The sequence below is a fragment of the Sphaerotilus hippei genome, assembly GCF_003201595.1.
GTDB lineage: Bacteria > Pseudomonadota > Gammaproteobacteria > Burkholderiales > Burkholderiaceae_C > Sphaerotilus > Sphaerotilus hippei.
In genome coordinates this window covers 1-1,165 of record NZ_QJJS01000045.1, presented here as the reverse complement: position 1 = coordinate 1,165, position 1,165 = coordinate 1, and the positions used below count along the sequence as shown (strand labels likewise).

At 64.3% G+C, this 1,165-nt stretch carries 1 protein-coding gene; it reads left to right on the top strand.

Going from position 1 to position 1,165, the window contains the following annotated elements:
* On the top strand, nt 1-1,165 hold a 1,165-nt coding region (tuf, locus tag C7444_RS19925; protein WP_110402599.1), incomplete at both ends, for an elongation factor Tu.

Sequence of the window (1,165 nt, the reverse complement as noted above, 5' to 3'; positions counted from 1 at the left end):
ACCAAGCCGCACGTCAACGTCGGCACGATCGGTCACGTGGACCACGGCAAGACGACCCTGACGGCGGCCATCACCACCGTGCTGGCAGCCAAGTTCGGCGGCTCGGCCAAGGCGTATGACCAGATTGACGCGGCCCCCGAAGAAAAGGCCCGCGGCATCACCATCAACACCGCGCACGTCGAGTACGAAACGGCCAACCGCCACTACGCACACGTCGACTGCCCGGGTCACGCCGACTACGTCAAGAACATGATCACCGGTGCCGCCCAGATGGACGGCGCGATCCTGGTGTGCTCGGCCGCTGACGGCCCGATGCCCCAGACCCGCGAGCACATCCTGCTGTCGCGTCAGGTGGGCGTGCCCTACATCATCGTCTTCCTGAACAAGGCCGACATGGTGGACGACGAAGAGCTGCTGGAACTGGTCGAAATGGAAGTGCGCGAGCTGCTGTCCAAGTACGACTTCCCCGGCGACGACACCCCGATCATCAAGGGTTCGGCCAAGCTGGCGCTCGAAGGCGACAAGGGCCCGCTGGGCGAAGAAGCCATCATGAAGCTGGCTGACGCGCTGGACACCTACATCCCGACGCCCGAGCGCGCCGTGGACGGCACCTTCCTGATGCCCGTCGAGGACGTGTTCTCGATCTCGGGTCGCGGCACCGTGGTGACCGGCCGCATCGAGCGTGGCGTGGTCAAGGTCGGTGAAGAAATCGAGATCGTCGGCATCTCCACCACCCAGAAGACCACCTGCACCGGCGTGGAAATGTTCCGCAAGCTGCTCGACCAAGGTCAAGCCGGCGACAACGTGGGCATCCTGCTGCGCGGCACCAAGCGCGAAGACGTGCAGCGCGGCCAGGTGCTGTGCAAGCCCGGCTCCATCAAGCCGCACACGCACTTCACCGGCGAGATCTATGTCCTGAGCAAGGACGAAGGCGGCCGTCACACGCCGTTCTTCAACAACTATCGCCCGCAGTTCTATTTCCGCACGACCGACGTGACCGGCTCCATCGAGCTGCCCAAGGACAAGGAAATGGTCATGCCCGGCGACAACGTGTCGATCACCGTCAAGCTGATCGCCCCCATCGCCATGGAAGAAGGTCTGCGCTTCGCCATCCGTGAAGGCGGCCGCACCGTCGGCGCCGGCGTCGTTGCCAAGATCCTGGACT